Source organism: Streptomyces fulvorobeus, assembly GCF_013167895.1.
GTDB lineage: Bacteria > Actinomycetota > Actinomycetes > Streptomycetales > Streptomycetaceae > Streptomyces > Streptomyces fulvorobeus.
In genome coordinates this window covers 5,938,310-5,961,442 of the sequence record NZ_BLWC01000001.1, presented here as the reverse complement: position 1 = coordinate 5,961,442, position 23,133 = coordinate 5,938,310, and the positions used below count along the sequence as shown (strand labels likewise).

The 23,133-nt window shown below is 70.8% G+C and carries 18 protein-coding genes and 4 pseudogenes; 9 read left to right on the top strand and 13 right to left on the bottom strand.

Annotation, left to right across the window (positions count from 1 at the left end; translation table 11 throughout):
* Nucleotides 1-108: 108 nt before the first annotated feature.
* The 6 genes and pseudogenes from Sfulv_RS27020 to Sfulv_RS27000 form a co-directional block, all read right to left on the bottom strand.
* Entirely contained in the window at nucleotides 109-1,257 is a 1,149-nt protein-coding gene (locus Sfulv_RS27020) for an acyl-CoA dehydrogenase family protein (protein ID WP_173317060.1), read from the bottom strand.
* Entirely contained in the window at nucleotides 1,254-2,450 is a 1,197-nt protein-coding gene (locus tag Sfulv_RS27015; protein ID WP_173317059.1) for an acyl-CoA dehydrogenase family protein, read from the bottom strand. The genes Sfulv_RS27020 and Sfulv_RS27015 overlap by 4 nt, the downstream gene beginning before the upstream one ends.
* Nucleotides 2,447-3,414 (bottom strand): annotated as a pseudogene (locus Sfulv_RS27010) (NADPH:quinone oxidoreductase family protein). The gene Sfulv_RS27015 and the pseudogene Sfulv_RS27010 overlap by 4 nt, the downstream one beginning before the upstream one ends.
* 104 nt (nucleotides 3,415-3,518) lie before the next feature.
* Entirely contained in the window at nucleotides 3,519-4,118 is a 600-nt protein-coding gene (locus Sfulv_RS27005) for a helix-turn-helix domain-containing protein (protein ID WP_173317058.1), read from the bottom strand.
* Nucleotides 4,119-4,216: 98 nt separating this feature from the next.
* A pseudogene (locus tag Sfulv_RS30805) lies at nucleotides 4,217-4,404 on the bottom strand (PIG-L family deacetylase); the annotation flags it as partial.
* A gap of 64 nt (nucleotides 4,405-4,468) precedes the next feature.
* A complete protein-coding gene (locus Sfulv_RS27000; RefSeq protein WP_173317057.1) occupies nucleotides 4,469-4,747 on the bottom strand; it encodes a metal-sensitive transcriptional regulator in 279 nt (92 codons plus the stop codon).
* A 95-nt stretch (nucleotides 4,748-4,842) separates the two neighbouring features.
* On the opposite strand from Sfulv_RS27000, the gene Sfulv_RS26995 reads away from it, so the two are divergent.
* Entirely contained in the window at nucleotides 4,843-5,415 is a 573-nt protein-coding gene (locus Sfulv_RS26995; RefSeq protein ID WP_173317056.1) for a rhodanese-like domain-containing protein, read from the top strand.
* A gap of 267 nt (nucleotides 5,416-5,682) precedes the next feature.
* The gene (locus Sfulv_RS26990; RefSeq protein ID WP_173317055.1) at nucleotides 5,683-6,657 is read left to right on the top strand and encodes an acetylxylan esterase; all 975 of its coding nucleotides are present in this window, start codon (nucleotides 5,683-5,685) and stop codon (nucleotides 6,655-6,657) included.
* 130 nt (nucleotides 6,658-6,787) lie between these two features.
* On the opposite strand, the pseudogene Sfulv_RS26985 reads toward Sfulv_RS26990, so the two are convergent.
* Nucleotides 6,788-7,342, bottom strand: a pseudogene (locus tag Sfulv_RS26985) (dihydrofolate reductase family protein); the annotation flags it as partial.
* 287 nt (nucleotides 7,343-7,629) lie between these two features.
* Between Sfulv_RS26985 and Sfulv_RS26980 the strand changes: the two are divergent.
* Together Sfulv_RS26980 and Sfulv_RS26975 are read left to right on the top strand one after the other, a co-directional pair.
* The gene (locus tag Sfulv_RS26980) at nucleotides 7,630-9,138 is read left to right on the top strand and encodes an APC family permease (protein ID WP_173318250.1); all 1,509 of its coding nucleotides are present in this window, start codon (nucleotides 7,630-7,632) and stop codon (nucleotides 9,136-9,138) included.
* 9 nt (nucleotides 9,139-9,147) lie between these two features.
* Nucleotides 9,148-10,779: a flavin monoamine oxidase family protein gene (locus Sfulv_RS26975; RefSeq protein ID WP_256669146.1), complete on the top strand. Its 1,632-nt coding sequence runs from the start codon at nucleotides 9,148-9,150 to the stop codon at nucleotides 10,777-10,779.
* A 61-nt stretch (nucleotides 10,780-10,840) separates the two neighbouring features.
* On the opposite strand, the gene Sfulv_RS26970 is transcribed toward Sfulv_RS26975, so the two are convergent.
* Entirely contained in the window at nucleotides 10,841-11,035 is a 195-nt protein-coding gene (locus Sfulv_RS26970; RefSeq protein ID WP_173317053.1) for a DUF6381 family protein, read from the bottom strand.
* A 118-nt stretch (nucleotides 11,036-11,153) separates the two neighbouring features.
* Nucleotides 11,154-11,423 carry a hypothetical protein gene (locus Sfulv_RS26965; RefSeq protein WP_173317052.1) on the bottom strand — a complete coding sequence of 90 codons (270 nt, stop codon included), beginning with the start codon at nucleotides 11,421-11,423 and terminating at the stop codon, nucleotides 11,154-11,156.
* Between the two features lie 370 nt (nucleotides 11,424-11,793).
* Between Sfulv_RS26965 and Sfulv_RS26960 the strand changes: the two genes are divergently transcribed.
* Nucleotides 11,794-14,190: an ATP-binding cassette domain-containing protein gene (locus Sfulv_RS26960; RefSeq protein WP_173317051.1), complete on the top strand. Its 2,397-nt coding sequence runs from the start codon at nucleotides 11,794-11,796 to the stop codon at nucleotides 14,188-14,190.
* Between the two features lie 33 nt (nucleotides 14,191-14,223).
* Here the strand turns inward: Sfulv_RS26960 and Sfulv_RS26955 are convergent, their stop codons facing one another.
* Both Sfulv_RS26955 and Sfulv_RS26950 read right to left on the bottom strand, forming a co-directional pair.
* Nucleotides 14,224-14,415 carry a DUF1272 domain-containing protein gene (locus tag Sfulv_RS26955; protein ID WP_173317050.1) on the bottom strand — a complete coding sequence of 64 codons (192 nt, stop codon included), beginning with the start codon at nucleotides 14,413-14,415 and terminating at the stop codon, nucleotides 14,224-14,226.
* 119 nt (nucleotides 14,416-14,534) lie between these two features.
* The gene (locus tag Sfulv_RS26950; protein WP_218578067.1) at nucleotides 14,535-16,043 is read right to left on the bottom strand and encodes a glycoside hydrolase family 6 protein; all 1,509 of its coding nucleotides are present in this window, start codon (nucleotides 16,041-16,043) and stop codon (nucleotides 14,535-14,537) included.
* 548 nt (nucleotides 16,044-16,591) lie between these two features.
* Here Sfulv_RS26950 and Sfulv_RS26945 point away from each other — a divergent pair.
* The 4 genes from Sfulv_RS26945 (at nucleotide 16,592) to Sfulv_RS26930 (ending at nucleotide 19,556) form a co-directional block, all read left to right on the top strand.
* Entirely contained in the window at nucleotides 16,592-17,305 is a 714-nt protein-coding gene (locus Sfulv_RS26945; protein ID WP_173317049.1) for a hypothetical protein, read from the top strand.
* A gap of 12 nt (nucleotides 17,306-17,317) precedes the next feature.
* Complete coding sequence (locus Sfulv_RS26940) at nucleotides 17,318-17,767, top strand: phage holin family protein (RefSeq protein WP_173317048.1); 450 nt, start codon at nucleotides 17,318-17,320, stop codon at nucleotides 17,765-17,767.
* Nucleotides 17,743-18,414, top strand: a complete 672-nt coding sequence (locus tag Sfulv_RS26935) for a DUF3618 domain-containing protein (protein ID WP_173317047.1) — start codon at nucleotides 17,743-17,745, stop codon at nucleotides 18,412-18,414. The genes Sfulv_RS26940 and Sfulv_RS26935 overlap by 25 nt, the downstream gene beginning before the upstream one ends.
* A gap of 125 nt (nucleotides 18,415-18,539) precedes the next feature.
* The gene (locus Sfulv_RS26930) at nucleotides 18,540-19,556 is read left to right on the top strand and encodes a YihY/virulence factor BrkB family protein (RefSeq protein ID WP_173317046.1); all 1,017 of its coding nucleotides are present in this window, start codon (nucleotides 18,540-18,542) and stop codon (nucleotides 19,554-19,556) included.
* A gap of 176 nt (nucleotides 19,557-19,732) precedes the next feature.
* Here Sfulv_RS26930 and Sfulv_RS26925 read toward each other — a convergent pair.
* Both Sfulv_RS26925 and Sfulv_RS26920 read right to left on the bottom strand, forming a co-directional pair.
* Nucleotides 19,733-21,284: pseudogene (locus Sfulv_RS26925) on the bottom strand (pectate lyase family protein).
* A 765-nt stretch (nucleotides 21,285-22,049) separates the two neighbouring features.
* A complete protein-coding gene (locus tag Sfulv_RS26920) occupies nucleotides 22,050-23,087 on the bottom strand; it encodes a DNA topoisomerase IB (protein WP_173317045.1) in 1,038 nt (345 codons plus the stop codon).
* Nucleotides 23,088-23,133 lie beyond the last annotated feature (46 nt).

The window sequence follows — 23,133 nt, the reverse complement described above, 5'->3', positions numbered from 1 at the left end:
AAGCGTACGAGTGAGCGGCGGCGATACCCGGGCCGGAACATGCGGGGGCGGGGGCACGCGTCCGCGTACCCCCGCCCCTGACTCCGCCGGGCGTGCGCCCGTCCGGTTTTACGGCGCCGGAAGCTCGGCCAGCTCCGCGATGACCTCACGGTGGCGGCCCGCCGTCCCGTACGCGATCGAATCGGCCTTGGCCCGCTTCAGGTACAGGTGGGCGGGATGCTCCCAGGTCATGCCGATCCCGCCGTGCAGCTGGACGCACTCCTCGGCGGCGTGCACGGCGACCCCCGAGCAGTACGCCTGGGCCACGGCGACCGCGAGCGGCGCGTCGGGGCTGCCGTCGGCCAGCGCGCCCGCGGCGTTGCGCGCGGCGGCGCGGGCGGAGACGACCTCCAGCCAGAGCTGCGCCATCCGGTGCTTGAGTGACTGGAAGGAGCCCACCGGCCGGTTGAACTGGTGGCGCTCACGGGTGTACCTGACGGTCTCGCCAAGGCACCACTCGGCGATCCCGAGCTGCTCGGAGGCGAGGAGTCCGGCTCCCACGAGCAGTCCGCGCCCCACCGCGGGCACGGCGGACGCGGCGTCGGCGACACGGACACCGGTCGCGCCGTCCAGGATGACGGTGGCGAGCGGGCGGGTCAGGTCGAGGGCGACGAGCGGCTGGACGGTGACCCCGTCCGACGCAGTCCCGACCGCGTACAGCCCGTCGGTGGTGGGGACCAGGAGCACATCGGCGGTCGCAGCGTCCGCGACGCCCGTGACGGTCCCCTCCAGCCTGCCGTCCACCGCGCTCGCGGGCTGCGCCTCGTCGGCCGCCGGGGCGGAGAACGACACGGCCAGGGCCGCCGTCCTGCGCCCTGCGGCCAGGTCACCCAGCAGCTCCACGACGGGGCCCTCCTGGGCGGCCAGCGCGAGGAGGGTCGCGGTGGCGACGACCGAACTCGTCAGATACGGCGCGGGCGCCACGCTGCGGCCGAGCTCCTCCAGGACCACGGCGGCCTCACGGCAGGTGGCACCCTGACCGCCGAGCTCCTCCGGTACGAGGAGCCCCGCGGCGCCGATGTCGGCGGCGAGCGCCTTCCAGAGCCGGGGGTCGTACGGTGTGTCGGACTCGACGCGGGCGATGACGCCCGGCGCGTCGGCGCGGTCCGCGAGCAGGGCGCGCACGGCGGCGCGCAGGTCCTCCTCCGCCTCGGAGTACAGGAGGACGGGCATCGGGGCCGGTTCGTGCTGCCCCGGCTGTGCGGCTGGTGCGGTCATCGGGAAAGGTCCTTCCAGGCGACGTCCTTGTCGTTGCGCGGCTCCGGGGGCAGTCCCAGTACGCGCTCGGCGACGATGTTCAGCAGTACCTCGCTGGTACCGCCCTCGATGGAGTTGCCCTTGGAGCGCAGGTAGCGGTACCCGGCGTCGCGTCCGGTGAAGTCGACCAGCTCCGGACGGCTCATCGTCCAGTCGCCGTACAACAGGCCCTCCTCGCCGAGCAGTTCGACTTCCAGCCCGCTGATCTGCTGGTTGAGGCGGGCGAAGGCGAGCTTCATGGCCGACCCCTCGGGGCCCGGCTGCCCCGCGACGAGCTGCTGGCGCAGCCGTTCGCCGCTGAGCCTGGCGACCTCGGCCTCGACCCAGAGGGTGAGGAGGCGCTGGTGGAGGTCGTGGGTGCGCAGTTCGGGGCGCTCGCGCCAGGTCCGCGCGACGGTGCCGATCATGCCGCCCTCGCGCGGGATACGGGCTCCGCCGATCGAGACGCGCTCGTTCATGAGGGTGGTCTGGGCGACCCTCCAGCCGTCGCCGACCGGGCCGAGCCGCCTGCTGTCGGGGATGCGGACGCCGGTCAGGAAGACCTCGTTGAACTCGGCCTCGCCGGTGATCTGCCGCAGCGGGCGCACCTCGACGCCCGGGTCGGTCATGTCGCAGATGAAGTAGCTGATGCCCCGGTGCTTGGGCAGGTCGGGATCGGTCCGCGCGATCAGGATCGCCCACCGGGCCACATGGGCGCTGGACGTCCAGACCTTCTGGCCGTCCACCACCCAGGTGTCACCGTCCCTGACGGCGCGCGTGCCCAGTGCGGCGAGGTCGGAGCCGGCGCCCGGCTCGCTGAAGAGCTGGCACCAGACCTCCTCACCGACCCAGAGGGGACGCAGGAAGCGCTCCTTCTGTTCGTCGGTGCCGTAGCCGAGGATCGTGGGCGCGGCCATGCCCAGGCCGATGCCGATGCGGCGCGGGTCGTTGTCGGGGGCCCCCGCCTCGGCGAGCTCGGTGTCCACGACCTGCTGGAGGGCGCGGGGGGCGTCGAGTCCGCCGAGGCCCGCCGGATAGTGCACCCAGGCGAGACCCGCGTCGAAGCGGGCCTTCAGGAAGTCGGTGCGGTCCGTGGTCGCCGGAGGGTGGGACGCCAGCAACTCATGGGTGCGGCGCCGGACTTCGTCCGCGTCGACGGGTGTGGTGGTGGTCATCGGGCACCTCCTGACGGGAGCACGACGCTGCGGCCGGTGGTCACACCGTCGGCGACGCGCTGGACGGCGTCCGCCGCGTCGGCCATGGGGACGCGCTCGCCGATCAGCGGCTTGATGACGCCCTGCGCGGCAAGCTCGGTCAGTTCGTCGTGGCAGGCGCGCACGGCGGCGGGGTCCTTCGTGTTGTACAGGCCCCAGTGGAGTCCGGCGATCGAGTAGTTCTTGACGAGGGCGTGGTTGAGCGCCGGAGCGGGGACGGTGCCGCTGGCGAAGCCCACGACGACGACGCGGCCCTCGAAGGCGATGCACTTCACGGACTTGGCGTAGGCGTCGCCTCCCACGGGGTCGTAGACGACGTCCGCGCCGCGTCCGCCGGTGGCTTCCTTGACGGCCGCGACGATGTCCTCCTCGCGCCGGTCGATGACGAGGTCGCAGCCCAGCTCACGGGCGACGCGGGCCTTGTCCGGGCCCCCGACGACGCCGATGACGGTGGCGCCCGCCGCCTTGCCGAGCTGGACGGCCGCGCTGCCGACGCCGCCCGCCGCCGCGTGCACGAGCAGCGTCTCGCCCGCCTGGAGGTGTGCGCGCCGGTGGAGTCCGAACCAGCCCGTCTGGTAGCCGATGTGCAGCGCGGCCGCTTCCGCGTCGTCGAAACCCTTGGGAGCGGGCAGCAGGGCCGCCTCGTCCGCGACGACGTACTCGGCGAAGCCGCCCTGGGGAAGGGCGGGGGTGGCGAGCACCCTGCGTCCGTCCTCCGTCTCTCCGCAGACCTCCACGCCCGGCGTGAACGGCAGCGGCGGCCGGACCTGGTACTGACCCCGGCAGAGCAGCGCGTCGGGGAAGTTGATGTTGGCCGCACGCACCCTGAGCAGTACCTGCCCGTCCTGGGGGTGGGCCGGTCCGTCTCTTCGAGCTGCATCACCTCGCTCGGCTCGCCGTTCCGGTGCACTCGCCATGCCTGCATGAGGGGCCTCCACAACGCTGTCGGCATTACCACTGCTCCGGCGCATACTAAGCGGTCGCTTGCCGGTCTGGGAACACCTCGGCGGTTCGGGCCTCCCGTGCGCGTCAGGCCCGTTTCGGTCTGGCCTTGACGTGCATGCGCTCCCCCTGCGGCCCGAAGAGGCTCAGGTACTCCACCGGTTGCTCCCCCACCGGCCCGAACCAGTGCGGCAGTCGCGTGTCGAACTCTGCCGCCTCGCCCGCGTCCAGCACCAGATCGTGTTCGGCCAGCAGGAGACGCAGCTTCCCGGAGAGCACGTAGAGCCACTCGTACCCCTCGTGCGTCCGCTGCTCCGGGACCTCCGCGCGGCCGGCCCGGTGCACGACCTTGTACGCCTGGAGCCCGCCCGGTCTGGCGGTGAGCGGCAGTACGGTGCGCCCGTCGTGGACGATCGGCTTGACCCGTACCCGGGGGTCTCCGACCGGCGGGGCGCCGATGAGGTCGTCGAGCGGCACCTCGTGGGCGCGCGCGATGGGGAGCAGCAGCTCAAGGCTGGGGCGCCGGCCGCCGGACTCCAGTCGCGAGAGCGTGGACACGGAGATGCCGGTCGCCGCCGAGAGCGCGGCGAGCGTGACGTCGCGCTCCTTGCGAAGGCGGCGCAGCCGGGGCCCCACGCCGGTGAGGACGGCGTCGATCTCCGGGTCGTCCCGGTGGTGTTCGTTCATACCGGCCATTGCAGGATCGGCAAGGGGATTTGTCAATCGGCTACGCAGGTCCGGAGGCGGGCGGGGCCGGGCCGCCTCCGGAGGGCGGAGTACGGACGCCACGGGCAGCACTGCTCGCCAAGTTCCGGGAAGATGCACCGGTTGCCCGCCGCGTCCGGAGTGGCCCGGCCGACCGCCCGGTGGTCGGGGTGTTCCAGACGGCGCCGGCCCAGGTGTCACGGTGGTCGAGCGTGAGGAGCAGCCCGGGGCGGCGGCGGACGGCCGCGGCGATGTCGCGGCCGAGCGCGGGTCATCGGCGCGGGGCGGGCTCCCCCCTCATCGGGGCGGACAGGTCGCGCCAGGGCCGGGGATCAGGCGAGCGAGAGGAAGAGCTTCTCCAGGCGGGCGCGCATCCGGTCGCGGCCGGCGGGATCTGACGCACCCTCGGCCATGCAGTTCTGCAGGCCCGTTGCGATGATCGCGAAACCGGCGCGGTCGAGTGCCCGCGAGACGGCGGCCATCTGGGTGACGACGTCCTCGCAGTCCCGCCCCTCCTCGATCATCCTGATGACCGCGTTGAGCTGCCCCTGGGCACGCCGCAGGCGGTTGAGGACCGCTTTCAGCTCATCGGCCGCCATGTCGAGTTCCACGCATCCTCCTCATACCCAGGGGGGTATTCTAGCCCGTCGGGGCAGGAGGGACGGAGTCCCCTGTCCGGCCCGGTCCCCGAAAGGAACCTCAGATCGTGACCAGCCCCGCTTTCCTCTCCCCCGCACAGGCCGCGGCCCGCCTGGACGAGTTCACCGTCATCGACGTCCGGGCTCCCGGCGAGTACGCCGCCGGCCATGTGCCCGGAGCGCTGAACATCCCGCTCGACCGCCTCCAGGAGGCCGTGCCCGCTCTCAAGGCCGCCTCCGCGCGGGGCTCGCTGCTCGTGGTGTGCGCCTCCGGCGTCCGTTCCACCCGGGCCTGCGAGATCCTTTCGGGCGCTGACATCGACGCCGCCTCCCTGACCGGCGGCACCTCCGCCTGGGAGGGCGACGGGCTCGGCCTCGACCGGCCCGATGGCGCCCGCGCCGTCTGGCCGATGGAACGCCAGGTGCGGCTGGCCGCAGGTTCGCTGGTAGTGGCCGGGCTGCTGGCCGGGGCGCGGTACCCGGCGGCCCGCTGGCTCTCCGCCGGTATCGGTTGCGGGCTGGTGTTCTCCGCGGTGACCGACACCTGCGGGATGGCCGCCGCCCTGTCCCGGCTCCCGTACAACCGCGCGCCGCACGGTGCCAGGGACCTCGGTGCCACGCTGGACGCCCTGCAGAAGTGACCCGCGCGCTCCGGCCGCGCCCATGGGCCGGTCAGGCATAGCGCCAGGGGTGGCCCGTCTCGCCGGAGAGGAGCACGGGCTCCCCGCCCTCGTGTCTCTCTCGCGTGTCAAGGGCGCTGACCGCTCATTTCGCCTACGGGCAGGCGCAGTTGCCATCGGTTCCGGCCATGGGCCCTGGCTCCGGCCAAGGCGCCGGACGCCAGGGCCGGACGGGAACCCCTGACCGTAGGGTGTGATCACCCAGCCCCGCGACCAAGGTGGTTTCCCATGTCCCTGTTCGATCTGCCCCTCGACGAACTGCGCACCTACCGCAGCGCGTCGGATGAGCCGGAGGACTTCGACGCGTTCTGGTCGAAGACGCTCGACGAGTCCCGCTCCCATGACCTGGACGCCCGGTTCGAGCCGCGTACGGACACCGGGCTGAGCACGGTCGATGTGTACGACGTGACGTTCGCGGGCTTCGGCGGGCACCCGGTCAAGGGCTGGCTGGTGCTGCCCGCGGGCACCACGCGTCCGCTGCCCGTCATCGTGGAGTTCCTCGGCTACGGTGGCGGGCGCGGGCTGCCGCACTCGCATCTGCTGTGGGCGTCGGCCGGCTTCGCCCACTTCGTGATGGACACCCGCGGGCAGGGCAGCACCTGGGCGCCGGGTGAGACCGCCGATCCGGTGGGCAGCGCCCCCTCCTTCCCCGGTTACATGACGCGTGGCATCGAGGACCCGGAGACGTACTACTACCGGCGGGTGTTCACCGATGCCGTACGGGCGGTGGAGGCGGCCCGTTCACATCCTCTGACCGACGCCAGGCGCACCGCGGTCATCGGTGAGAGCCAGGGCGGCGGGACCACGCTGGCGGTCGGCGGGCTGGTTCCGGACCTGGTGGCCATCGCGCCGGATGTGCCGTTCCTGTGCGACTACCCGCGGGCCCTGACCGTCACCGACCGGTCGCCGTACCGGGAGATCGGCAACTACCTCAAGACCCACCGGGGCAGGACCGAGCAGGTGCGGGCGACCCTGTCCTACTTCGACGGGGTCCACTTCGCGGCGCGCGGCCGGGTTCCGGCCCTGTTCTCGGTGGCTCTGGAGGACCGGACGTGCCCGCCGTCGACGGTTTTCGCCGCCTTCAACGCGTACGCCCACGCGGACAAGGAGATCGAGGTGTACCACTTCAACGACCACGAGGGCGGCGGCCCGTTCCAGCAGGCCGCGCAGCTCGGCTGGCTGCCGGGCAAGCTGCTGGCCTGACCCCGGGACCGCGGCCCCTTCCGTCGACCCGGCGTTGCCGACCGTCGCGCGCTCGCAGTCGATCCGTATCAGTCGCGCGCGATGAGCTCTCCGGACGCGGGAGAGTTCCGCACGACGTCCGCGGGGGCCTTCTCGTGTAGCGCAGGAGGACCACCCCGTTGCCGAAGGTGCGGCTCCCCGCGGGGACGAGCGCGGTCCTGCTCGCGGAGTCGGGGAACAGGGGTCTGCCGCGGCCGAGGAGGACGGGGTGCACGTACAGGTGGTACGCGTCGATCAGGTCGTGGCGCATGAAGGTCGCGGCGAGGTCCGCTCCGCCGAGTGACATGTCCCCGCCCGGTTGCCGCTTGAGCGCCTCGATCTCCTCGGGCACGACCTCCCGCCTGATGGTGGTGTTCCACTCCGCGCGCTCCAACGTCCGGGAGAAGACGAGCTTCGGCATCTCGCGCCAGATCCCGGCGAACTCCGCCATCGGTCCGGACGCCCCGGGGGCGGCGTCGGCGGTCGGCCAGTAGCCGGCCATGAGCTCGTAGCTGACCCGTCCGTCGAGGAACGCGCTCATGGACCTGAGCTCGTCGTTGAAGTGCTGGTGCAGTTCGTCGTCGACCAGGTGCCAGTCGAGCTCGCGGCCGGGGCCCTCGAAGAAGCCGTCGACGGACACCGACATCGCCAGAACGATCTTCCTCACGCGGTTCTCTCCTCCGTGCCCGTGATGCCGTCTCCTTCGACGCGTGAGCGCCATGGTGGCCAGGTATCGCACCACGCCGGGTGCGCCACGCCGGTCTGTGGCACATCCGCATGTCTCCTGGACATCACCCTGCGGTCACAGACCACATCGGTGGGCCGTCCGCCCCGACAACTCGTCGCTTCTACGGCGCGTTTGAGTGACCGCGTGTCTGTTGTGGCGCAGGTCACCCCGCCCGAGACTGTCGCCCCCGGACCAACGGGACCGTGCAGGACGAGAGAGGGCGCACCATGGCGGACAAACCCACACGTGAGGTCCAGCGGCTCAAGGCGAACTCGGTCGGTCTGGTCGGCGTGGTGTTCATGGCGGTGGCCACCGCCGCCCCGATCACGGCGATGACCGGAAACCTGCCGATCGCCGTGGGGTTCGGCAACGGCACGGGCGCCCCGGCCGGATACCTCTTCGCGACCGTGGTGCTGACGGTCTTCTCGGTCGGTTACGTCGCCATGGCGAAGCGCATCACGGCGGCCGGTGCCTTCTACGGATACATCTCGCACGGCCTCGGCCGTACAGCGGGGCTGGCGTCCGGCATGCTGGCGGTCCTCGCGTACATCGTGTTCGAGGCGTCGATCGTCGGGATCTTCGCGTACTTCGGCCAGACGACCGTCGCCGACCAGCTCGGAGTCGACATCCCCTGGATCGTCTACGCCGTCGGCATGCTCGCCGTGACCGGCGTGCTGTCGTACTTCGACATCAACATCACCGCCAAGGCGCTCGGGGTCATGCTCGTGGGCGAGATCGCGGTGCTCTTCGCCGTCGCCACGGCCGTCCTGCTGGCGGGCGGCGGCCCCGACGGCATCCCGGCCGAGCCGCTGAACCCGGTCAACGCCTTCACCGGCACCTCCGCCGGTCTCGGCCTCTTCTTCGCCTTCTGGTCCTGGGTGGGCTTCGAGTCGACCGCGATGTACGGCGAGGAGTCCCGCGACCCCAAGCGCGTCATCCCCCGGGCGACCCTCATCTCCGTCATCGGCGTCGGGCTCTTCTACATATACGTCTCCTGGATGACGATCGCGGGCAACGGGCTGGAGGAGTCCGTCGCGGTGTCCTCGTCCGCCGCACCACTCGACCTGTTCTTCAACCCCACGGAGTCGTTCATCGGGCCCTGGGCCGTCGACGCCTTCCAGTGGCTGCTGCTGACCGGTTCGTTCGCCTGCGGGATGGCCTTCCACCAGTGCGCGTCGCGCTACCTCTACGCCATCGGACGTGAGGGCTTCCTGCACCCCGCGCTCGGCCGGACCCACCGCTCCCACGGCTCCCCCTACATCGCCTCGTACGTCCAGACCGGCATCGCGACGCTGCTCGTCTGCGCCTTCTGGCTGGCGGGCGAGGACCCGTACATCCACCTGTACACACTGCTCGCGATCCTCGGCACGATGGCGATCCTCATCGTGCAGACCCTCTGCTCCTTCGCGGTGATCGGTTACTTCCGCAAGAACCACCCGGAGGACCGCCACTGGTTCCGGACCTTCACCGCACCCCTGCTCGGCGGCATCGGCATGATCGCCGTCGTCGTCCTGCTCGTCCTCAACATGAGGACAGCGGCCGGGCTCGCCGCCGACTCCTTCTTCTTCGAGCTGATCCCGTGGATCGTCGGCGCGGTCTTCGCCGGCGGACTCGGGCTCGGCTCCTACCTCAAGGCCAGACAGCCGGAACGTTACGAGATCATCGGCCGCATCGTCCTCGACGACGCGACCGAGCGCACAGACGCCCGACCCGAACAGGCCACCGCGACCGTCTGAGGAGCTCCCGTGTCCCGTACACACATGATGCACGCACTACGCCGACTCGCCGCCGAGCACGCCGCCGCCCGCAGGCTGCGCATGCCCGCCGCCGACGTCCGCGGCTCCACCCGCCGTCAACTGCTCGGCCGGGCCGCGGCACTCGGCCTCGGCACGGCGCTGGGCACCGGGCTCGCCGCCCGGCCCGCCGCCGCCGTCACCCCGGTGGTGACGGGCGGCCAGGCACCGGTGATCGCCGTGGTGGGAGCCGGCATAGCCGGGCTCACCGCCGCACTCACGCTCAAGGACGCCAGCCTCGCCTGCACACTGTACGAGGCGGACCCCCACCGCGTCGGGGGACGGATGTGGACCCAGCGCGACCACTGGGCGCACGGCCAGACCTCGGAGATCGGCGGCGAGCTGATCGACACCAGCCACAAGAAGATCCTGGAGCTGTGCCGCCGGTTCGGCCTCGCCACCGAGGACTTCCTCGGCGGCGGGCCCAACGGAGCCGAGGAGGTCCTCTGGTTCAACGGGACCTACTACCCGCGGAGTCAGGCCGACGAGGACTTCAAGGCGGTGTACCAGGCGCTGCACCGCGATCTCCAGGAAGCGGGCGAGGTCCGGTGGAACCGGACCTCGCCCGCCGGGACCGCGCTGGACACGATGTCGATCCGCGAGTGGATCGACTCCCGCGTCCCCGGCGGTCACACCTCCCCGCTCGGCCGTTTCATGGACGTCGCGTACAACGTGGAGTACGGCGCGGAGACCACGGAACAGTCCGCGCTCGCCCTGGTACTGCTCATGGGCTACCAGACCAATCCGGGCCGGTTCAACGTCTGGGGGCTGTCCAACGAGCGCTACCACATCGCAGGCGGCAACGACCGGCTCCCGAACGCCATCGCGCGGGCACTGCCCGCCGGTACCCTGCGCATGGGCAAGCAGCTGACGGCCGTGCGGGCCAACAGCAACGGGACCCAGACCCTCACCTTCACGGACGCCGGAACCGTCTCGACGGTCGTCGCCGACCACACGATCCTGTGTGTGCCGCTCCCCGTGCTCCAGCGGCTCGACCGCTCGGCGGCGGGCTTCGACCCGCGCATGACCAACCTGCTGCGCGACGCCCGCATGGGTGACTGCACCAAGCTCAACATGCAGTTCACCTCCCGCCCCTGGCGCGGCACGGGCCCCTGGCACGGCGTCAGCGCGGGCGACTGCTTCACGGACAGCGACGTCCAGCAGACATGGGACACCACCAAGGTCCAGCCGGGCGGCGGTGGCATCCTCATCCAGTACGGCAGCGGCCGCCTGGCACGGGAACTGGCGCCCACCACGCCGTTCGCCACCGAGTCCGACCCGTACGTACGTGATCTCGCGGCGCGCCGCCTCACCGGCATCGACGCCTTCTTCCCCGGTACGAAAGCGGCGTGGACCGGCAGGGCCCAGCTCTCGGCCTGGCACCGCAACCCGTACGCCCTGGGCGCGTACTCGTACTGGCCCGTCGGTTATCTCCACCGCTACGCGGGCTATGAGGGGACCCCGCAGGGCAACATCCACATCGGCGGCGAGCACTGCAGCTACGACTTCCAGGGCTTCATGGAGGGCGGCGCGACCGAAGGGGCGCGCGCTGCGGGGCAGGTGATCGGAAAGCTCACCGCGTAACAGGTGTGCCGGTGCGCGAAGGGGAGCCGCGGGCAACCCTTCCGCGCACCGGCCGACTGAACTACGGAGCCTGGTGACTCGGGTACACGTCGCCCGTGGACATCGAGTCCAGCTGTTCGCTCTGGTCACGGAGCCGGTCGGCCTTCTCCTTGAGCCGGCGGCTCTCCTTCTCGTCCGGGGCGTGCTCGGCCGCCTGGGAGAGCTGTTCGGCCTTCTCGCGCATCTGATGGACTCGGTTGCCGATCTCGTCAGCCATGATCATCACCCATCCTCGGCACTCGGAAGAATCTCGTTCACCGTGCCCCGATCCTCTCTCACCACGCGTTCCCCAGCCATCCGGCGAACGGCCGGGGCAGTCGCGGCGGACGCGCGGCTCAGCGGGTGTCTCCGCACCAGTCCCACTTCAACGGGTCGGCCTGCCTGCTCCGGTACTCGGCCCGTCCGCCGGGGCCGTACGCGCCGATCTCGGTGATCAGCGCCGCCCCCTCGGCAAGCGCCGCGTCCGTCCACCCGGTCACGTCGAGGAGCAGGCCGTCGAGGGGACCGCCGACCAGCTCCCGGTAGTCGTGGCCCGGCTTCGGGCCGGGGTCCGGGTCGTCGTGGTCGGCGCCGTAGACCCGGCGCTGCCGCATGAGCTCGTCCATGCGGACAGCATTCCACCGGGCACTGACAACGGCCCGTCCACGGTTCCGCGCGCCTCGGGCGCTGCGCACGGACCGGGCGCTCCGACGGCCGGTCCAAGCGGTCAGGAATCGAGAAGCGCGGCCCCAGGGTCGGGGCTAGCGTGGCGGTCACGCACAGCACGATTCCCCGTCGGGCCGTGCGGACCTCGCCGTCGCCTCCGTGCGGCAGAAGGCTCATGACGTCGGCCGCCGGCGTCCGGTGGCGGGCTGAAACCCCCGCGTGCCGCCCCACGCGGGATATAGGGTCCGGAAGCCGCCGACCGAGCGGGGCGATGCCCACGGGGACCGCAGGGGCCGCGGGGCGACCCCGCGTAGACAGATGGAGACTTTGATGAGTACGGCTAGGAGAACCCGCACGCAGGCATCCGCGCCGCACGCCGCCGACAGTCACGACCTGATCCGAGTGCACGGCGCGCGCGTGAACAATCTCAAGGACGTCAGCGTCGAGATCCCCAAGCGCCGGCTGACGGTCTTCACCGGCGTCTCCGGTTCGGGCAAGAGCTCGCTGGTGTTCGGGACGATCGCCGCGGAGTCGCAGCGGCTGATCAACGAGACGTACAGCGCCTTCCTGCAGGGGTTCATGCCGACCCTGGCCCGGCCCGAGGTCGACGTGCTCGACGGTCTGACGACCGCGATCATCGTCGACCAGCAGCGGCTGGGCACCGACCCCCGATCCACGGTCGGCACGGCCACCGATGCCAACGCGATGCTCCGTATCCTCTTCAGCCGGCTCGGGGAACCGCACATCGGCTCGCCCAACGCGTTCTCCTTCAACGTCGCCTCGGTCAAGGCGAGCGGTGGATTCACCGTCGACCGGGGGGCCGGCAGGACCAGGACGGAGAAGGTGACCTTCACCCGCACCGGCGGCATGTGCACGCGGTGCGAGGGCCGGGGCTCGGTCTCCGACATCGACCTCAGCCAGCTCTACGACGACTCCAAGTCGATCACCGAGGGCGCGTTCACCATCCCCGGCTGGAAGTCGGACAGCTTCTGGACGGTGCGCACCTACGCCGAGTCGGGCTTCCTCGACCCGGAGAAGCCGATCAGGGAGTTCACCGAGAAGGAGATGTGGGACTTCCTCCACCGGGAGCCGACCAAGGTGAAGGTGGAGGGAGTCAACCTCACGTACGAAGGGCTGATCCCCAAGATCCAGAAGTCGTTCCTCTCCAAGGACCGGGAGGCGATGCAGCCGCACATCCGGGCGTTCGTGGACCGGGCGGTCACCTTCACCCGATGCCCCGAGTGCGACGGCACCCGGCTCAGCGAGGCGGCCAGGTCGTCGAAGGTCGGCGGGATCAGCATCGCCGACGCGTGCGCGATGCAGATCAGCGACCTGGCCGGATGGGTGCGCGGCCTCGACGACCCGTCGGTCGCGCCGCTGCTCACCGCGCTGCTGGCGGCCCTGGACTCGTTCGTGGAGATCGGCCTCGGCTACCTGTCGCTGGAGCGCCCCTCCGGCACGCTTTCGGGCGGCGAGGCGCAGCGGGTCAAGATGATCCGCCATCTCGGCTCCTCGCTCACCGACACCACCTACGTCTTCGACGAGCCGACCATCGGCATGCACCCCCATGACATCCGGCGGATGAACAACCTGCTCCTGCGCCTGCGCGACAAAGGCAACACGGTGCTCGTCGTGGAGCACAAGCCGGAGACCATCGCCATCGCCGACCACGTCGTCGACCTCGGTCCGGGCGCCGGGACGGCGGGCGGCACCGTCTGCTTCGAGGGCACCGTCGAGGGGCTGCGGGCCGGGGGCACGGTCACCGGCCGCCACTTCGACGACCGGGCCGCCCTCAAGGAGTCGGTGCGCGAGCCCACCGGAGTGCTGGAGATCCGCGGCGCGGACCGGCACAACCTGCGCGACGTCGACGTGGACATCCCCCTCGGGGTGCTCTGCGTGGTCACGGGGGTGGCGGGCTCCGGCAAGAGTTCCCTGATCCACGGATCGATCCCCGTGGGCGAGGACGTCGTCTCGGTCGACCAGTCGGCGATCAAGGGTTCTCGGCGCAGTAACCCGGCGACGTACACCGGGCTGCTCGACCCGATCCGCAAGGCGTTCGCCAAGGCCAACGGCGTGAAGCCCGCGCTGTTCAGCGCCAACTCCGAGGGTGCGTGCCCGACCTGCAACGGCGCCGGTGTCCTCTACACGGACCTGGCGATGATGGCCGGTGTCGCCACCCCGTGCGAGGAGTGCGGGGGAAAGCGGTTCGGGGCATCGGTCCTGGAGTACCGCTTCGGCGGCCGGGACATCAGCGAAGTTCTCGCGATGCCGGTGAGCGAGGCGGAGGAGTTCTTCGGCACGGGCGAGGCCCGTACCCCGGCGGCGCACCGCATCCTCGAGCGCCTCGCGGACGTGGGCCTCGGCTATGTCAGCCTCGGCCAGCCGCTCACCACGCTGTCCGGGGGCGAGCGGCAGCGGCTGAAGCTGGCCACCCACATGGCGGAGAAGGCCGGGGTGTACATCCTCGACGAGCCGACCACCGGCCTCCATCTCGCCGACGTCGAGCAGTTGCTCGGCCTGCTCGACCGGCTCGTGGACTCGGGCAGGTCGGTGATCGTCGTCGAGCACCACCAGGCGGTCATGGCACACGCGGACTGGATCATCGACCTCGGCCCCGGCGCGGGGCACGACGGCGGGCAGATCGTGTTCGAGGGCACCCCCGCCGACCTGGTCGCCGATCGCTCCACGCTCACCGGCGAGTACCTCGCGGCGTACGTCGGCGCCTGAGGTCCGGCGGGCAGCCGGGCGGTGGTGGCGGTGTCACGGCCGCCCGGGGGCCTGTCGGCGCGGCCGGGCGACGAGCTCGCCTCCGCAGTTGGGGCAGACGGCGTGCATCGCGTCGCCGCACGCCACGCAGAAGGTGCACTCGTACGAGCAGATCCTAGCCGCCGCGTCCGGCGGCAGCTCGGCGGTCCCGCAGCGCTCACAACGCGTGCGCATCTCCAGAGCCATGGCTCCCCCAACTCCCGGGCCCGCTCCTCGGCGCGGAGACGAGGGGGGGCGTACGAGAGGCCCATACTCCACGATGCCCCGCCGGGCCGGACCCCGGGGGGCGGCCCGGCGGGAGGTGGTCACCTGCCGTCGATGAGCGCTTCGGCCAGGTTCGGCGAGAAGGCGCCGGCCGGCGGGGAGCCCGCCGGGCACTGCGCGGAGTTGCCGTCGGAGTCACCCGGGTTCTTTATCCACAGGAGGTACTCGGCGCCGCCGGTGCCCGCGCGGGAGGTCACGCCGAGCTTGCGGCCCGTGGGGTTGCAGAATCCGACGTGGCCGCTGGACGGGACTCCCGGCGTGACGTACGACCCGTTCCCGTTGCGGGCCGTGTCGATGACCCAGCGGGAGTCGACGCCGAAGTCGTTCTTGATCTGCGTGGCCAGCCGGGCTCCGTACTGGTTGGAGATGTCGGTGGAGTGGAAGTTGGCGACGCCGATCGAGACGCCTCGGGCCATGGACACGCCGGAGCGGTTCAGCAGGTAGGCCATCCGCTGGAGGCCGATGCCGGAGTTGCCGCTGAAGTCCGGCCCCAGGGTCCAGGACGCGTTCCCCGCGTCGAGGTACGTGCGCACGAGCGGGCCCTGCGCGGCGAGGTGCTGGTTGGCGTACCAGAGCATGTCGAAGCGGGCTTCGAGCGCCTCGCCCGCCACGCAGGCCGGGTCGGAGGACTGGGCGACCGCGTCGGGCTCCAGGATCACCACGGCGGGGCGCCCGTTGATGCCCTGGGCGAAGGCGCTGATCCACGTCTTGTAGAGCGCGGCGTCCTGCGAACCGCCCGACGAGGCGCCGCCGCAGTCACGGCCGGGGATGTTGTACGCCACCAGGACCGGCAGCTTCCCCTTGGCCGCGGCGGCGCCTACGTAGTTGCTCACCTCGGCCTGGATACCGGTGTTCGGGTTGCCGTCGGCGTCCCAGTTGCCGAACCACTTCGATGAGTTGTGGTCCCCGATGGCGGCCTTGATCTTCGCCTCGCGCGGGTCCGAGTTGGCGTCGGCCCACTTCACCGCGTTGTTCGCCGGGTCGGTGTAGAAGCCCTCACGCGCGGTGGAGGTGGTCAGCGAGATGTTGTCCAGGGTGATGACGTTCTGCTCGGGCAGACCGCCCACCTGGAAGTCGACGTGACCGTCACCCGTCGTCAGGGTCGAGGTGAACGTCCAGCTGAAGCGCTTGCTGGTGGTGGTCAGCTCGACGTTGCGGTCCAGGGACACCGGGTAGGGAGCGGTACCCAGCTGGACCGTCGACTTGACCGTGCGCGGCACGGACGCCTTCGCGTCGAACGAGAGCGTGTACGTGGCGCCCTGGCGCAGGTTGATGTTGTTCTGGCCCACCACCGCGTCCCAGAGGTTCCCACTGGTGCCTGTGCCGGTCCCGGCGGCGGTGATGCGCATGGCGCCGGCGACGGCTGCGATCGACGCCTTCTCCGCGCCCCACCAGGGGGCGGTGACGGTGTCGAAGGTGCCGTTGCGCACCAACTCGCCGTAGACCGGCTCCGCCGGGCCCGCGGCAGCGGTCGGAGCGGGTACCACGAGCAGGGCCGCTGCGAGGACCGGCGCGGCTATCGCGGTGATCGTCCTGGAGGTGTGTCTCATTCTCTGCCTTCTCGAGTGCGCATCCGTGCGCAGAAGCGGTGTGGACAAGGAAATCGCGTGATGGATCGCGCGGTGCGCAGAATACGCAAAGATCAACAGCGGACGGAGAGAATGGTCGTTTTCCCCCGGAAACTGTCCTGATATCCCTGAGAAACAGCGAAAAGATCGTCCGTTTGTCACAGCGTGCGAGGGGAACCCGCAGGACGAACGGCGCTGGGAGGTGGGCTGAGGTCACAGGCCCCCCGACACAGCGTCTGATGACCGGAAGGGATGTCCGGCGGGGTCGGTGGAGTTCCGCCGGGTCCCGCCGCCCGGGTGGGCACGCGGCAGTCGTGTGCCCGCGTGCGGCACCGCAGTGATCAGCGCATCGGTCGGCGAGCCGATGCGGCGCGGCGCCGGCGCACAGGGAATGGACCTGGTCCGCTCCTGTCCTGGGCGAAACCATCCCATGTGGCGCATGTCGTCACGGTGGTCATCATGGAAGAGACGCCCGCAGTGGGCGACGTGATCACGACATCACGAGATGAAGAGCCGACCGAGGAGGAACATTGAGTGACTTCGACGGTTCTAGCCGTGGAAACGAGGAGTCGGCGACGGTCGCGCGGACCGCGCGCGACAAGGTCGGCGAGGGCGCCGGGCTGGTGGGCGAGAAGGCCACCGAAACGGCCGGGACCGCCAGGGAGCAGGCGGCCGGTGTCGCGGGTGAGGCGGCGGCCAAGGCCCAGGACCTCGCGGGCGAACTGCGCGACCGGCTCCAGGACCAGGCCAGTTCCCAGACACAGCGCGTGGCGGAGAGCATACGACGGCTCTCCGACGAATTGCGGGACATGAGTGACAACGCCAAGGAGGACTCCTCGGCGGCGTCGGCGGTGCGCCAGATCGCGGACCGTGGGCAGCGCGTGGCTGCTCATCTGGAGAGCCGGGGCCCCGAGGGGCTCATGGGCGACCTCCAGGAGTTCGCCCGGCGCCGCCCCGGAGCGTTTCTCGCGGGTGCCGCACTCGCCGGCTTCGCGGTCGCCAGGATCGGCAAGGGCATCAAGTCGGCCGACAGCGGCGGCGGCTCCGGGACCCCGTCCCCCGGCGGTACCGACCGGGCGCAGGCTCCGGGTCCCCCGTACGCCTACGAGGCGGGCGGTCCGGGCGACCGCCATGCACCACCGCCGAGCACCCCGTCCTACGGCGGGAGTGTGACGACGCCGGGACCGGTTCCGGTGGCCGGCCCCTACCCGGACCCGATCGATCCCGATCAGCGGCAGCCATAAGGGGGATGAGTCATGTCTATTCACTCCTCGCAGGACGCCGTCGCCGGGCCGGGCACCGGAGCCACTCCCTCCACCCTGGCGCCGTCATCGGACCCCTCCGTCGGAGAGCTGGTCGGTGAGATCAGCAAGGATCTCTCGCGTCTCGTCCGCACCGAGATCGAGCTGGCGAAGGCAGAGATCAAGCAGGAGAGCACCAAGGCCGGCAAGGCCGCGGGCATGCTCGCGGGCGCCGGCTACGCGGGGCACCTGGCGGTGCTGCTGGGCAGTCTGGCCGCGATCTTCGGCCTGGCACACGTGGTCGACCTCGCCTGGGCCGCTCTCATCGTGACGGCGTTCTGGGCGCTCGTGGCAGCCGTTCTCTTCGTGACGGGCAAGGCACGCCTGCGCACGGTACGGGGCCCCGAGCGGACAACCGAATCCCTGAAGGAGGACGCCCGATGGGCGCGCAACCCGACGAGCTGAAGACCGAGGCGGAGTACACCAGGGCCCATCTGGCCCACAACGTGGACCGCCTCGCGGACAAGGTGACGCCGAGTAAGGTCGCGCGGCGGAAGGCCGACGCCGCGCAGCACCGGCTGACCGGCCTCAAGGAGCGCGTGATGGGTGCGGCGAACGACACTCGGGATTCGACGAGCGGACATCTGCACGGGATCGCCGAGAGCACGAGCGAGACCGCCGGACAGGCGGGCGCGACGGTACGGCAGACCGCCGAACAGGTGGGCGCGTCCGTCCGCGCCACGCCAGGCCAGGTCGCGCAGCGGACGCAGGGCAGTCCGCTGGCCGCAGGCGTCATCGCCTTCGGCGCGGGGATGCTCGCCGCCGCTCTCTTCCCCGCCACCAAGGCCGAGGAACGGCTGGGCTCGCGCATCGGCGAGCACTCCGATGAACTGCTCCAGCCCCTCAAGCAGTCGGCGCAGGACATCAAGGAAGAGATGCGCCAGCCGGCCGCCGAGGCCGCGGAGTCGCTCAAGGAGGCCGCGAGGGACGCGGTCGACGCCACCGCTCAACAGGCCCGGGAGTCCGGCCAGGACGCCGCCGCCGGGCTCCGGCAGACCGGACAGGAAGCCGCCCAGGAGGCGCGCGACAGGACCGGCCGGAACACCGGCTGACGGGCTCCTCAGGCCGGAGCCGGGAGGTGCCTCCGCCGCCCGTCGGGACGGCGGAGGCACCTCTCTCCCGGGCGCGGGGGGGGATCGCGGTGTCACACACCCCCGATGACAGGCAGGTGAGCTGTATGTCAGCAGAACACTCCGAGGGCCCCGGCAGAGCGCCCCACTCGCCGACCGAGGTCCCCAAGGCGTCGTGGACGCAGGTGCTCAAGCGCACGGTCAAGGAGTTCAAGCGCGACGAACTGACCGACCGGGCCGCCGCCCTGACGTACTACGGCATCCTGGCCCTGTTTCCCGCCCTCCTGGTCCTCGTCGCCCTGCTGGGCATCGCGGGCGAGTCCGCCACCCGGACCGTGCTGGACAACATCCAGAAGCTCGCTCCCGGTGCGGCCCGCGACGTGATCACCAATGCGGTGACCCAGTTGCAGTCCACCGGCGGAACCAGCTCCGTCCTGGCGATCGTCGGTCTGCTCGGTGCGCTGTGGTCGGCTTCCGGATACATCGCGGCCTTCATCCGCGCCTCCAACGTCGTCTACGACATCCCCGAAGGCCGTCCGGCCTGGAAGGTGCTGCCCGTACGCGTCGGGCTGACACTGGTCCTGATGGTCCTGGCCTGTGTGAGTGCCCTGATCGTCGTCCTGTCGGGCGGAATCGCCCGTCAGATCGGTACGGCTCTGGGCGTGGGCGACACTGCCCTGACCGTCTGGTCCATCGCCAAGTGGCCGGTGCTCGTGCTGCTCGTCGCGATCATGCTCGCGGTCCTGTACTGGGCGGCGCCGAACGCCAAGGACCGCGGCTTCAGGTTCGTCTCACTGGGAAGCCTGCTCGCCCTGCTCATCTGGATGGTCGCCTCGGCCGCGTTCGCCTTCTACGTGGCCAACTTCGGCTCCTACAACAAGACGTACGGCGCACTGGCCGGTGTCATCATCTTCCTGGTCTGGTTGTGGATCACCAACCTGGCGATCCTGTTGGGGCTGGAGTTCGACGCGGAGATGGCACGGGAACGAGCGGTGCTCGCCGGTCACGCCCCGGACCAGGAGCCTTACGTCGAACCGCGCGACACCCGCAAGTGGACGGATGAGGACCAGCGGGCCATGGGCACGGCCGAGCCCCGGAGGGAACCCGGCGGGGACGAACGCTGAGGTGGCCGCCGCCCTCATGGTCCGCGCCCTCTCCGCCGTACAGCGGGCGCGGATGGCCGAGTCCCCCCGCGTGAGACCGTCGGGACCGACGTCGCCGGGGAGCCGGTGGCCTGACCGCCCCAGACGCCCCCGGCCGGACCGTGGAACGGCCGGTCGGGGGCGTCTGGGGCGGGCGGCTAGCCTGCGTACGTCTCGAACTCGGCGACCTTCGGGTACCCGTCGAGCTGGTGATCTGGAACGTGATCTTGCTCAGCGAGGTCCGGGGGAAGGTGATGACGCCCCCCGCGAACCGGAGGCCAGGACGGCACCGGTGTCCGCGTTGATCAGCTTGAAGGCGCCGATGCTGCCCGTGGATCCCGCCGCCTCCCGGATGTTGACCGTGGAGACCGCGGTGGCGGACCCCCACTTGACCGAGATCGAACCGGTCGGACCGGCCGGAGACCAGTAGGTGTTCATGTCACCGTCGCGCACGTTGCCGTAGCTCGTCCCGTCGGCCTTGCCGGAACCGTCGGCGCCCGCCCCGATGCTGAGGTTGGTTCCGCCGGGCGGGGTCGGCCCCGGGGTGGGCGGGGTCGGTGTGGGCGTGGGGTCGGTCGGCGTGGGGGTCGGCGTCGGCGTCTGGGGCGAGCAACTGCCGTCCGATACCTTCAGCCCCTTGTTGGCGCCCGCGGTCTGGCCCACGACGGCCGGCACACAGCTCGCCGCGTCGAGGGTGTAGGCGTACGGGATGCTGACGGTGGTGTTCGACTGCGGGTTGGGACCGGCGGGGTTGTGGTCGCTGCTGCGGCTCGACCAGGTCACGTTGTCGAAGGTGTTGCCGCTGACCTGCCAGTAACCGGCCGCGTCGGTGTAGAAGGTGCCCAGGACGTCCTTGGAGTCCTTGAAGTAGTTGTTGTCCACCTTGGCGCGGGCCCCGGCACGGGAGTTGATGCCGGACTCGTTGAGCTTGAGGTAGTAGTTGTTGTACATGTGGGCGATGCCGCCACGCAGCAGGGGCGCACGGGAGTCGATGTTCTCGTAGAGGTTGTGGTGGAACGTGACGAAGCCGTTCGAGAGCTCGGTCTCGCTCGAACCGATGAGGCCGCCCCGGCCGGAGTTGCGCAGCGTGCTGTAGGACAGGGTGACGTACTGGGTGTTGTCCTTCATGTCGAAGAGGCCGTCATACCCCTCCGACTCCCCGCCCGACGCCTCAAGGGTCGTGTGGTCCACCCAGATGTTGCGGACGTTGCTCTCCATACCGATGGCGTCACCACCGTTGGAGATGGGCGACCCGGACTTCTTGACGTTCCGGACCGTCACGTTCTGGATGATGATGTTGCGGGAGTCGCGGATGTGGATGCCGAGCTGGTCGAAGACCGCTCCGCTGCCGACACCGACGATCGTCACGTTGCTGATCTGCTTGAGTTCGATCACGCCGGCCGCGGTACTGCAACTGGTACCCGACACCTTGGCCGTGTTGCCGTGGTTGATGGTCCCCTCCACCTGGATGGTGATCGGGGTGCTGCTGCTCGCCCGGCCGCACAGAGCCGCGTGGATCGCGGTCCCCGTGGTGGCACGCACCGTCTGCCCACCGGCGCCGCCGGTGGTCCCACCGTTCTGGGTCGCGTAGCCGGTGGCCGTGCCGGTCGCCGCCGAAGCCTCAGGCGTCGCGATGATCACACCGCCCACCGCCGCGAGTGACATCGTGGCCAGCGCCGCACAGAGTCGGAGTACGAATGGTCGTCTCATCCTGGTCTCCCCATTCCTCTTCGCACATCAGGTATCGCACACGACCGCCGTGGACATGTCAGGCGGTCCTACGGACCGCCGCCGTGTCGCCTGGCGGTCCTGCTTCCCCCGTATCCGAGGGCTCGTACAGGTGAATCAGGTGGAACTGTCGCGCCGCGCCCGCCCTGTCCGGCTCGGTAGCGGCTCATGCACCGACGCACGGGAGCCTGAGCGAGAAAGCGCTTTCTGCCCGCGCAGCATAGGGCTGCGCGAGTTGGACTGACAAGGCTCCCGGCGCTTTCCGGAGGGACGGACTCCCCCTCTCCCGTGGGCCGTTGCGGCCTCGGGCCGGCCGGAGGCGTCGGTGGCGGGCGCCCGGAGGGGGTGCGGGACGCCCGACGCCGCCCTGGCCACGGAGGGCGCGCCCCGGTGGCGCGCGCCTCTCTCCACCGAGGCCGGAACCTGGATGATTGCAGTTCACGGGCGTGGATGGTGGCCTGCACCGCGACGGCTCGCCGACCGGTCGCCTCTGCGCATACGACCCATTACGACCCCTGCACCGTCCCTGAGCGGTCACGGGAACTGGGCATGTCTCCCAGGACCGACACCGTGGAGACTCGGAGAGATTGCGTTGCTGGCCGCCGACGTCTCGCCTCCGCATGAGCACGCGTCGCGCCGCGCGGAGGCGGCAACGCTGACAGCAAGCGCTCTCATGTCTGTGCACCGAACTCACCCCTGTCCGCCCCCGGGGCGGCCGGCTCGCCGCACGTAACCGTCTGGCGTGGCTCAGTCCGACGCCACCGGTGCCCGCCCGGTCCGCAGCATCTGCAGCACCGCCCGCTCGGCAGCGCCCTGCGTGGCAGGCGTGCCGTACGTCCCTTCGGCGCCGAGGTGCGGCAGGACGGCCGCGACGGTGATGCCCTCCTCGTACAGTTCGATGACGGACGGGTTGATGTAGGAGGCACGGCAGACCGCCGGAGTGTTGCCGAGGTAGCCGGAGACCTCCCGCACCGCCCGGGCGATGGCGCGGCGGCGGGCGGTCTCGCTGCGGGCGGCGCCCTGCGAGACGGCCAGGGCGACAGCGGCCATCACCGTGCCGTGCCAGGTACGGAAGTCCTTCGCGGTGATCTCCAGCCCCGCCTGCTCCTTGAGGTAGGCATTGACGTCGGCGCCGCTCACCTCGTGCCACTCGGGGCGCTCCCAGTAGGCGAGCAGGCGGTCTCCTCCTCCGCGCCGGCGCAGCAGGGATGTCAGGCTGCGGCAGGTGGGGGGATCGACCACGGCCTGGATCTGCTCCTTGCTGTGCTTTCCGGGGTAGGTGAAGACCACTTCCCCGGCCCCGCAGCGTGAGTGCCCCCGCAGCAGTGTGGTCAGGCCGTAGCTGTTGTTCAGGTCCGTGTAGCGGTCGCTGCCGATCCGGAAGAACCCCAGGTCGAGCAGGCGTACCGCGGTCGCCAGCACGCGTCGGCGGGTGAGCCCCCGGTCGCTCAGGTGCGCTTCGACCGCTTCGCGCACCCTGGGCAGCCGCTCGGCGACCTCCAGTACGCGCCCGTGTTTCGCCTGCTCCTGCTCGGCCCGGAACTGCGGGTGGTACAGGTACTGCCGGCGGCCGGCGGCGTCGGTGCCCACGGCCTGGAGGTGCCCGCCGGCCCGGCGGCAGATCCAGACGTCCCGCCAGGCAGGCGGAATGGTCAGCGCCTCGATCCGGTCCAGCTCCGCGGGGTCGCGGAGGGGCAGTCCGTGCGCATCGAGGTAGCTGAAGCCCCGCCCATGCCGTCTCCGGGTGTAGCCCGGATCGGTGGGCCGACTGTGACTGAGACGCAACCGAGCCTCCTCATGCCGCTGTCCCCCCTGACATCCAAGATTGCAT

What these genes read in the sequence shown, in the direction of transcription:
- Sfulv_RS26990 (WP_173317055.1), top strand. Translation starts at nt 5,683, where the DNA reads ATGTCCCTGTTCGATCTGCCCCTCGACGAACTGCGCACCTACCGCAGC.
- Sfulv_RS26955 (WP_173317050.1), bottom strand. Translation starts at nt 14,415, where the DNA reads ATGGCTCTGGAGATGCGCACGCGTTGTGAGCGCTGCGGGACCGCCGAG.
- Sfulv_RS27015 (WP_173317059.1), bottom strand. Translation starts at nt 2,450, where the DNA reads ATGACCACCACCACACCCGTCGACGCGGACGAAGTCCGGCGCCGCACC.
- Sfulv_RS26965 (WP_173317052.1), bottom strand. Translation starts at nt 11,423, where the DNA reads ATGGACGAGCTCATGCGGCAGCGCCGGGTCTACGGCGCCGACCACGAC.
- Sfulv_RS26940 (WP_173317048.1), top strand. Translation starts at nt 17,318, where the DNA reads ATGTCTATTCACTCCTCGCAGGACGCCGTCGCCGGGCCGGGCACCGGA.
- Sfulv_RS26970 (WP_173317053.1), bottom strand. Translation starts at nt 11,035, where the DNA reads ATGGCTGACGAGATCGGCAACCGAGTCCATCAGATGCGCGAGAAGGCC.
- Sfulv_RS26935 (WP_173317047.1), top strand. Translation starts at nt 17,743, where the DNA reads ATGGGCGCGCAACCCGACGAGCTGAAGACCGAGGCGGAGTACACCAGG.
- Sfulv_RS27005 (WP_173317058.1), bottom strand. Translation starts at nt 4,118, where the DNA reads ATGAACGAACACCACCGGGACGACCCGGAGATCGACGCCGTCCTCACC.
- Sfulv_RS26950 (WP_218578067.1), bottom strand. Translation starts at nt 16,043, where the DNA reads ATGAGACACACCTCCAGGACGATCACCGCGATAGCCGCGCCGGTCCTC.
- Sfulv_RS26980 (WP_173318250.1), top strand. Translation starts at nt 7,630, where the DNA reads ATGGCGGACAAACCCACACGTGAGGTCCAGCGGCTCAAGGCGAACTCG.
- Sfulv_RS27020 (WP_173317060.1), bottom strand. Translation starts at nt 1,257, where the DNA reads ATGACCGCACCAGCCGCACAGCCGGGGCAGCACGAACCGGCCCCGATG.
- Sfulv_RS26960 (WP_173317051.1), top strand. Translation starts at nt 11,794, where the DNA reads ATGAGTACGGCTAGGAGAACCCGCACGCAGGCATCCGCGCCGCACGCC.
- Sfulv_RS26930 (WP_173317046.1), top strand. Translation starts at nt 18,540, where the DNA reads ATGTCAGCAGAACACTCCGAGGGCCCCGGCAGAGCGCCCCACTCGCCG.